We start from the raw sequence: 9,392 nt of genomic DNA on the forward strand, positions 1-9,392 counted from the left end.
CTATTAAATCAGGAGCTGCTTACGAAGACTCCACGAGGGCTAGGTGCCAATTTTATTGAAAACCTGCCCGCCTGGAACGGGAGCGCCTGATGCTCAGGGCGCCAGTGCTTTGCGCGCAGCCAGTGCCGTGTCGGTGAAGTCGGTAAACACACCGTCCACACCCGTCTTGTAGAAGGCGGTGTATTCCAGTGCGGCGTTCTTCTGGTAGTCCAGCGCCAGGCGGCGCGATTCGTTGCGGAAGGTGAAGGGGTGCACGAACAGGCCGGCCTTGTGGGCATCTGCCACCAGGCTGGTGGGTGCCATGCTGGTGGCGTCGGCGTCGTTGATCTTGCCATCGCCGTTCACGTCCACGGGCTTGCCGTCGGCGCCGATGGTGCCCTTGATGCTGATGATGTAGCGCTTCCAGGGGCCAATGCCGTCGGCATAGGTCTTGATTTCGGCCAGGCCTTCGGGCGTCACCATCACGTCGAAGTTACGCTTGTCGCCCATCATGGTCCAGTCGTAGGGACGGTCACTGGGCACCGCGAAAGTGACTTTGCCGGTGCGCAGGTCCACGCTGTCACCGTCGATGAGTTGCACCATCCTGGTTTGCAGGCCCTTGCTCTTCATGTACTTCAGGCTGCCGGGTTCAAACGACTGCACGAACACGGGCGCGTTCTTGCTGTTCCAGCCTGCCTTGGTCAGCATGGCGATCAGCGTGTCTTCCATGGGCAGGCCCTGGGCGGCAAAGTAGCTGGGGTTCTTGGTCTCGGGGTAAATGGCGATGGTGCGGCCTGTCTTGGCCGACTGGGCCTTGGCCAGGTTGATCACTTCCTGCAGTGTGGGCACCTTGAACTTGCCATTGAACTCCTGCGGACGCTCCGCATCGGTGGAGATGGCGCCCAGGGTCTTGATCTCGGCCAGCGTGAAGTCATCGCTGAACCAGCCGGTCTGGGTTTCGCCGTCCACCTGGATGGTCTTCTTGCGCGAGGAGAACTCGGGGTGCTGTGCCACGTCGGTGCTGATGGCCAGGTTGGGGTCGTGGCGGGTGATGAGCTGGCGGTCCTTGGTGACCACAATGTCCATCTCGATCACGTCAGCGCCCAGTTCGATGGCGCGTGTGTAGGCCTCCAGTGTCTCCTCGGGGATGTAGCCGGATGCGCCACGGTGCGCGATCACCAGCGGCAGCTGGCCGTCCAGCGTGGGCAGGCTGGCGCGCTGGCTGGGGGCAGTGCCGCAGGCGGACAGACCCAGGGCCAGGAGCAATGCGGCGCTGGCGGCGGGACGGCGGCAGAACGGGATCGAAGACATGAACCACTCCTTGGAAAAAGAAGCGGCCAATGCTACGGACCCATTGTGTGAGTTTTGTGTCAGGCCTTGAGCTGCCGCGCCAGCCATTGGCTCATGGGGCTATCGCTGCGCTCCAGCTCCTGCACGATGGTGAAGTGGTCCGCGCCTGGAACATCACGCAACTCGGTGGGGTTGCCCAGCGCCTGCGCGGCCGCGTGGTACAGCGCGGACTGGCGGGCGAATTCCGTGCTCTCCGCACCGCCCCAGGTCACCCAGGTGGGTGTGGGGCAGGCGCGCACGTTGGCAGCGGGCGAATAGTGGCGCACGGTGCTGTCGTCCAGCTGGATCATGGGCTGCAGATAGCTGTAGCGCAGCGGCTCCAGCTCGTGCAGGCCGCTGATCAGCAGCGCGGCTTTGAGCGGGTCGCGCGGCAGGCCGTAATCGGTGTCCCAAGCGGTTTGCAGGCACATGGCGCTCAGGTGGCCGCCCGCGGAGTGTCCGCCCACCGCCACGCGCGTGGGGTCACCACCGTACTGGGCGATGTTGCGCAGCGTCCAGGCCACGGCGGCGCGGCACTGGCGCGTGATCTCGGCAATCGTGACAAACGGGCACAACGCGTAGTTGACCACCACGGTGGTGATGCCCAGCGGCTGCAGACCCAGGGCCACGCCGCTGAACTCCTTGGAGGACAAGGCGCGCCAGTAGCCGCCATGGATGAAGACGAATACCGGGGCATTGGGCTGTTCTGCCGGAAAGATGTTCAGCGTCTCCTGCAGCGTGGGGCCAAAGGGAATGTCGAGGTGGTGTTTGAGCGTGCTGCGGGCCTTTTCGGCGGCAGCCACAAATTGCCGGCCCGGCGCGCTGGGATCGGTCAGCGCGATGGAAGGGTTGTATTGCGCGTCGATCTGCGCCTGGGTGTCAAAGTCGCGGTAAAGCTTGGGCATGTCAGAGTCCTGAAATTAGAGGCCAACGTATTGGTGCCAGAGGTCGGGTTGGGCGGCCAGCGTGGGGGAGTCTCCGGTCCAGACCACGCGGCCGCGTTCGATGATGGTGTGCTGCTGCGCCAGCGGCAAGAGGCGCTGCACGTACTTGTCGATGACCAGAATGCTCTGGCCCTGCGCGCGCAGCGTGGCCAGGCAGATCCAGATGTCTTCGCGGATCAGTGGTGCCAGGCCTTCGGTGGCCTCGTCCAAGATCAGCAACAGCGGGTTGGTCATGAGCGCGCGGCCGATGGCCAGCATCTGCTGCTCGCCGCCCGAGAGCTGGTTGCCCATGTTGCGGGCGCGTTGTTCCAGCACGGGGAACAGGTGGTAGATACGCTCCAGCGTCCAGGGCGTGGCGCTCGCATGGCGCTGCGCGGCAAAGGCCTGCAGGTTTTCCAGCACCGTGAGGTTGGGGAAAATCTGCCGCCCCTCGGGCACCACAGCCAAGCCCATGCGGGCAATGCGGTCCGGGCGCAGCTGGTCGATGCGCTCACCGCAAAATCGGATGTTGCCGCTGCGCGCGGGCGTCAGCCCCAGGATGCTGCGCACCGTGGTGGTCTTGCCCATGCCGTTGCGCCCCAGCAGCGTGGCAACACCTCCCGCGGGAATGTGCAGGTTCAGGCCAAACAGCACCTGGCTTGCGCCATAGGCGGTGTCCAGGTCAGTGACTTCAAGCAGGGTTTCCATGCGTGTGTTTCAGGCTTCGTCGCCCAGGTAGGCGCGGCGTACCTCGGCGTCTTCGCGGATGGCGGCGGGCGCTCCGCTGGCAATCACCTTGCCAAACACCAGCACCGAAATCGTGTCAGCCAGCTGGAACACGGCGTCCATGTCGTGTTCCACCAACAGCAATGTGGTTTCGCCCCGCAGGCTGTGCAGCAACTGCACCATGCGCCGCGATTCATCGGGCCCCATGCCGGCCAGGGGTTCGTCCAGCAGCAACAGTTTGGGCGCACTGGCCAACGCCAGACCCACCTCCAGCTGGCGTTGCTCCGCATGCGAGAGGGCGCCAGCCAGCGCGTCCAGCCGCAGCCCCAGGCCCACGCGGCGCGCCACCGTGGCGGCGCGCTCCAGGCGCTGGGCCTCGGCATGCGCGGCCTTCCAGAAGCGCAGGCTGCTGCCGTCCACGGCCTGCAGGGCGAGCGCCAGGTTGTCCAGCACGCTGAGGCGCAAGAAGACATTGGTGATCTGGTAGCTGCGCGCCAGGCCGCGGTGCACACGCTGGTGGATGGGCCGGGTGGTCACGTCGTGGCCATCGAAGACGATGTGCCCGGCATCGGGCTGCAAGGCACCCGAGATTTGGTGGATTAGCGTGGTCTTGCCCGCGCCGTTAGGGCCAATCAGCGCATGGATCTGGCCTGGTTGCACGCTCAGGTTGGCGTGGTCGGTGGCGGCGAGTGCGCCAAAGCGCTTGACCAGGCCTTGCACCTGCAGCAGCGGCGCCGTGCTCATGGCGCCCTCCGCTTGAAAAGGCTCATGAGGCCCTGCGGCGCCACCAGCACCACCAGCAACAGCAGGGCGCCCAGGCCCAGTTGCCAGTGTTCGGTCATGTGGTCCAAAAACTCTTCCATGAGCAAGAAGGCCGCAGCGCCCACCAGGCCGCCCAGCACATGGCCCACACCACCCAAAATCACCATCACCATGAGCATGCCCGACTGGCTCCACTGCATCATGGCCGGGCTGACAAAACTGCCCTGGTTGGCCAGCAGCGCACCGGCGAGGCCGGCCAGTGCGCCCGCCAGCGTGAAGGCCAGCAGCTTGTAGCGCAGCACCGCATAGCCCAGCGCGGCCATGCGCACCTCGTTCTCGCGGATGGCTTGCAGGGCCTGGCCAAAGCGGGCGTTGAGCAGGCGCGTGAGCAGCAGGATGGCAGCCACCAGCAGGCCCAGCGTCACGTAATAGAGCGCGGTATCAGTGAGTTCGAACCCCAGGGAGGAGCGGCCGGGCAGCGAGAGACCATCGTCCCCGCCATAGGCCTTGAGCGACACGGCCAGGTAGTACAGCATCTGGGCAAAGGCCAGCGTGATCATGATGAAGTACACGCCCTGCGTGCGCAGGCTGATGGCACCAATCAGCAGGGCCAGCAGTGCGCTCACGGCCATAGCCGCGGGCCAGGCCAGCCAGGCGCTGGTGATGCCGTGCTGCATGAGGATGCCCACGGTGTAGGCGCCCGCGCCCACAAAGGCGGCGTGGCCAAAACTCACCATGCCACCAAAGCCGAGGATGAGGTTCAGACTGGTGGCCGCCAGCGCAAATACCAGAATGCGCGTTGCCAGCGTCACATAAAAACTGTCGCCCAGCGCGGCGGCCACCCACGGCAGGGCGCACAGCGCGGCGAGCAAGGGCAGCGTCCAGCGCAGGGCCAGGCTGTGCTGCAGCAGACTGGTGGTGCGCGGCTCAGCCATGGGCAGGGAACAGTCCGCGTGGCTTGAAGGCCAGCACGCCCGCCATCAGCACATAAATCAGGATGGAGGCCACGGCCGGTGCCGCGTCGGCTGCGAGTTGCGGGCCAAACAGGGCTTCAAACCCCATGGGCAGCAGCGTGCGCCCGCCCGAATCCACCAGGCCCACCAGCAGCGCACCCACCAGCGCCCCGCGGATGGAGCCAATGCCACCAATCACGATGACCACAAAGGCCAGGATGAGGATGCTCTCACCCATGCCCACCTGCACCGCCAGCAGCGGTCCCAGCATGCCACCGGCCAGCGCGCACAGCGCCGAACCCAGGCCAAACACGGCGGTGAACAGGCGCCGCACATCGGTGCCCATGGCCTGCGCCATCTCGCGGTTGGACGCGCCAGCGCGCACCTGCATGCCCATGCGTGTGCGCGTAACCAGCAGATAGAGCAGCAGCGCCGTGCCCAGGCCCACAGCAATGATGAGCAGGCGAAACGCGGGGTAGTAAAAGCCGGGCAGCAGCTCCACCGGGCCGGCCAGGGCAGCGGGCGGATTGAGCGACAGGGGCTGCGAACCCCAGACCATGCGCACGCCCTCGTTGCACATAAGCAAGATGGCAAAGGTACCCAGCACCTGCGTCACGTGGTCGCGCTGGTAGAGACGGCGTAGCACGGTCAGCTCCAGCAGCATGCCCAGGGCCGTAGTGGCCAGCACACCGGCCCCCAGGCCCAGCCAGAACGAGCCGCTGGCGGCCGATACGGTGGCAATGAGGTAGGCCCCCACCATATAGAGGGAGCCATGCGCCAAGTTCACCATGTCCATGATGCCGAACACCAGCGTAAGGCCGGCGGCCAGCAAAAACAGCATGAGGCCCAACTGCAGGCCATTCAAGGCCTGCTCCAGCAGCAGAATGCCCATCGTCCCGAAAGCCGGTCAGAGTGCCGGCATCTTGCAGCTGCCCACGTAGGCGTCGGCGTGGTTCTTGAACACGGCGCCCAGCGTGCGATTGGTCACGCGGCCCTTGCTGTCCTTGGTGATGACGCGCAGGTAGTAATCCTGGATGGGGAAGTGGTTGCTGTTGAACTTGAAGGCACCGCGCACCGAGTCGAACTTGGCGGCTTCCAGCGCCTTTTTCACAGCAGCCTTGTCGTCGAGCTTACCCTTGCTGTCGCGTACGCCGGCGTCGATCAGGCGGGCCGCGTCGAAGCCCTGCGCTGCGTACAGCGTGGGCAGGCGGCCGTATTCCTTCTCGAACTCGGCCACAAACTTCTTGTTGGCCGCGTTGTCCATGTCGTGGCCCCATTGGCTGGTGTTGAACATGCCCAACATGGGCTCGCCCACGGCCTTGATCACGTCCTCGTCGCCCGAGAAACCGGGGCCAAACAGCGTGATGTCCTTGGAGAGGCCCGCGCCCACAAACTGTTTGATGAAGTTGATGCCCAGGCCGCCGGGCAGGAAGATGTAGACCGCGTCGGGCTTGGTGGCGCGCAGCTTGGAGAGCTCGGCGCTGTAGTCCAGCTGGTTCAGCGCGGTGTAGGTTTCAGAGGCTACGTCGCCCTTGTAGAAGCGCTTGAAGCCGGTGAGTGCGTCCTTGCCGGCGGGGTAGTTGGGGGCGATGAGTGCCACGCGCTTGAAGCCCTTGTCGGTGACTGTCTTGCCCACGGCCTCGTGCATGTTGTCGTTCTGGTACGAGGCGCTGAAGAAGTAGGGGTTGCACTGCTCGCCCGCGTACTGCGAGGGGCCGGCGTTGGCGCTGATGTAGAAGGTTTTGGACGCAAAGGTGGGAGCGCCCACGGCCAGCATGACGTTGGAGAACACGATGCCGGTGAGGAAGTCCACCTTGTCGCGCTTGACCAGGCGGTCAGCGGTCTGGCGGCCTACGTCGGGGTTGGCCTGGTCATCGGCGACGATGACTTCGGCAGGGCGTCCACCCAGCTTGCCCGCATTGAGCTTGACGGCGAGCTGGAAGCCATCCCGGATGTCCACGCCCAGACCGGCGCCGGGGCCGGACAGGGTGCTGAGCAGCCCGACCCGCACGGGTTCGGTGGACTGGGCCACAGCGGCCACAGAGCAGGCGGCCAGAGCGGCAGCGGCGACACAGCGCAGGGAGGCAAGACGGGCGAGGGACATTGCGAAGCTTCCTTGGTGGATGAGAGGGACCGAAACATTATCAGTCCATCCGGCTTCGCGCCTGGCCCGGTTGGGGCCGGTTTTGTATCCCGCCAGCCCGTGGCGGGATACCGGGGGAATCAGTTCAGCAGATAGTTGTCGGCCTGGTTTTCGAAGTCCTCGGCATCAATCGCCGCGTCATAGGCAGCGCGGGCAGCGATGGCTTCCTTGGTATAGGGAATCAGAGGCTTGTCCAGCGGGCGCAGCTTGTGGCGGCGCAGGCCGCGCAACTGCTGGGAGCGTTCCATGGTCTGCAGGACCAGCTCGGGCTCCATCATCAGGCTGAAGGGGTTGAGGTCGGCAGTGGTGTTTTTCATGGCAGTTCTCCGGTGGGCTACGCGCCAGGCAATGACTCTGGCGCTTGGATGAACTGTAGTCACGCCCCCGGGGAACTGGAGTCCGACACGCGCTGTAAGTCTTGTAGGAATTTCCCCTACAAGACAGACACAGTGCCTGGATTTGGCGTGCCTAGATCAACCTCGCTCGCACGCTCTTGCCCTTGACCTTGCCAAAGTTGAGTTTCTCGCACGCGGCCTGGGCCACGCTGCGTTCCACGGCCACAAAGGTGCAGAACTCGGTGACCTGGATCTTGCCGATCTGCTCGCGGGTGTAGGCGTCGCCGCCCTCTGCGCTGGTCAGCGCGCCCACCACATCGCCGGGGCGGATCTTTTCCTTGCGGCCACCGGCAATCTGCACGGTCACCATGGGCGGCAGCAGGCGGCCATTTCCCGTAGGTGTCAGCTCGTCGCGTTTGAACCAGACCGAGGGGGCGTTCTGGTACTGCTCGATCTTGCCGACCGAGCCCATCTCGTTCATCGTGGCCAGGCTGACCGCCAGACCCGACTGGCCCGCGCGGCCGGTGCGGCCAATGCGGTGCACATGCACCTCGGCATCCGGCGTGATGTCCACGTTGATTACCAGGTCCAACTCTTTCACGTCTAGGCCGCGCGAGGCCACATCGGTGGCTACCAGCACCGAGCAGCTGCGGTTGGCAAACTGCGCCAGCACCTGGTCGCGCTCGCGCTGCTCCAGGTCGCCATGCAGCGCCTGCGCCACAAAGCCCTGGCCTTGCAGCAGCGTTACCAGGTCGTTGCACTGGGCCTTGGTGTTGCAGAAGGCAATGGTGCTGACGGGGCGGAAGTGGTTGAGCACCAGGCCCACGGTTTCCAGCCGGTTGCTGCGTTCCACCTCATAAAAGCGCTGCTCAATCGTGCTCTCAGTCACGGCTGCTTTCACGGTGATCTGTTGCGGATCGCGCATGAACTGCTGGGCCAGTTTGGCAATGCCCTCGGGGTAGGTGGCCGAGAACAGCAGGGTCTGGCGCTCCTTGGGCGTTTGCCGGACCACGGTGGCAATGTCGTCAAAGAAACCCATGTCCAGCATGCGGTCGGCCTCGTCCAGCACCAGTGTGTTCAGGTTCTCCAGCGAAAGGTATTCGCGCTCCAGCAGGTCCATGATGCGGCCCGGCGTGCCGACAACGATGTGGGCGCCATTTTCCAGGCTGGCACGTTGGCCGCGCGTGGCCACACCACCGCACAGCGTCACCACCTTGATGTTGTCCTGCGCCCGCGCCAAGCGGCGAATCTCCACCGTCACCTGGTCTGCCAGTTCGCGCGTGGGGCATAGCACCATGGCCTGCACGGCAAACCAGCGCGGGTTCAGCTTGGCCAGCAGGGCCAGCGCAAAGGCTGCGGTCTTGCCGCTGCCCGTCTTGGCCTGGGCAATCAGGTCCTGCCCCGCCAGCGCAATCGGCAGGCTGGCGGCCTGAATGGGCGTCATGGACTCGTAGCCCAGTTGCTGCAGGTTGGCCAATACGGCGGGGGAGAGGGGGAGAGAGGAGAAAGCGGTCATCCCCCGATTATCGGCGGCTGGGGCTGACGCTGGTTGGTTGGTGTGCCTGGATGCTATTATTTTGGTAGCTGCTTGCGCATATTTCACGAGGGATAGACGCTTGTTTCGTCATGAAATCTTCGTCTGTGAGAGGTGATGCCGGCGCGGAGGGAGAGTGGGCCCGGCGTGCTTAGGCGTAGTTCCAACTGTCCTTTGGTCGAAAGCTGCCCCAAGGGTTTTGGCCATTGAAGCCCCCCACGTAGAGCACCTCGGTGTCGCGCAGTATCCACTCCATGCCGTGCTCTTCTTCCCAATCGCAGTTGAGCTCCAGTTGGGCGATCGGCTCAGGGTGCTCCGGGTTGGGAACGATGAGCGAGGAGGGCTGGACCAGTTTCAGCACATTACGTGGAGATGCGAATTCGAAGAGGTCTTCCCCCACCATGTCCCGAAAATCGTTGCAATACCGGATGCAGGCCTGGCAAAGCGCATCAATGGTCTCATCGTTCCAGGAGTTGAGGTATTCCGCGCATTGGGTGACGTACTCAACCGTAGCCGCATCCTCCACCATGAAAGGGATGTACCGGTCAAAGAGGGCAAAGAAGACTTGTCCCTGGAGCGCCCAACGGCCTTCCGTCGTCACGTCTTTGATGAGCTCTGGCATGGTGTGGGACTGTTGATTTCCGTTGAAAACTGATCCACTTCGAGCAGTTATTTCCGCCCAAATTTGATCCACGTTGGCCCTACCCT

Annotated in this window: 10 protein-coding genes; all 10 read right to left on the bottom strand. The window is 64.3% G+C overall.

Annotated features, from left to right (window positions below; genetic code table 11):
• Positions 1–93: 93 nt before the first annotated feature.
• Positions 94–1,290, bottom strand: a complete 1,197-nt coding sequence (locus AC1RNN_RS17750) for a glycerophosphodiester phosphodiesterase (RefSeq protein ID WP_493090661.1) — start codon at positions 1,288–1,290, stop codon at positions 94–96.
• Between the two features lie 59 nt (positions 1,291–1,349).
• Complete coding sequence (locus tag AC1RNN_RS17755) at positions 1,350–2,213, bottom strand: alpha/beta hydrolase (protein WP_493090662.1); 864 nt, start codon at positions 2,211–2,213, stop codon at positions 1,350–1,352.
• Positions 2,214–2,228: 15 nt separating this feature from the next.
• On the bottom strand, positions 2,229–2,939 hold the full coding sequence (locus tag AC1RNN_RS17760) for an ABC transporter ATP-binding protein (RefSeq protein WP_493090663.1): 711 nt from the start codon (positions 2,937–2,939) through the stop codon (positions 2,229–2,231).
• A 9-nt stretch (positions 2,940–2,948) separates the two neighbouring features.
• Positions 2,949–3,701 carry an ABC transporter ATP-binding protein gene (locus AC1RNN_RS17765; protein WP_493090665.1) on the bottom strand — a complete coding sequence of 251 codons (753 nt, stop codon included), beginning with the start codon at positions 3,699–3,701 and terminating at the stop codon, positions 2,949–2,951.
• A complete protein-coding gene (locus AC1RNN_RS17770) occupies positions 3,698–4,654 on the bottom strand; it encodes a branched-chain amino acid ABC transporter permease (protein WP_493090667.1) in 957 nt (318 codons plus the stop codon). Before AC1RNN_RS17770 ends, AC1RNN_RS17765 begins: the two co-directional genes overlap by 4 nt.
• On the bottom strand, positions 4,647–5,564 hold the full coding sequence (locus AC1RNN_RS17775) for a branched-chain amino acid ABC transporter permease (protein ID WP_493090669.1): 918 nt from the start codon (positions 5,562–5,564) through the stop codon (positions 4,647–4,649). The genes AC1RNN_RS17770 and AC1RNN_RS17775 overlap by 8 nt, the downstream gene beginning before the upstream one ends.
• Before the next feature lie 15 nt (positions 5,565–5,579).
• A complete protein-coding gene (locus AC1RNN_RS17780; RefSeq protein ID WP_493090671.1) occupies positions 5,580–6,776 on the bottom strand; it encodes an ABC transporter substrate-binding protein in 1,197 nt (398 codons plus the stop codon).
• Positions 6,777–6,895: 119 nt separating this feature from the next.
• A complete protein-coding gene (locus tag AC1RNN_RS17785; RefSeq protein WP_493090673.1) occupies positions 6,896–7,132 on the bottom strand; it encodes a hypothetical protein in 237 nt (78 codons plus the stop codon).
• Between the two features lie 151 nt (positions 7,133–7,283).
• Positions 7,284–8,666, bottom strand: coding sequence for an ATP-dependent RNA helicase DbpA (gene dbpA, locus AC1RNN_RS17790; protein ID WP_493090675.1), 1,383 nt, complete (start codon positions 8,664–8,666; stop codon positions 7,284–7,286).
• 169 nt (positions 8,667–8,835) lie between these two features.
• On the bottom strand, positions 8,836–9,392 hold a 557-nt coding region (locus tag AC1RNN_RS17795), incomplete at its 5' end, for a DUF6985 domain-containing protein (RefSeq protein WP_493090677.1).

The organism is Rhodoferax sp. GW822-FHT02D07 (assembly GCF_058802405.1).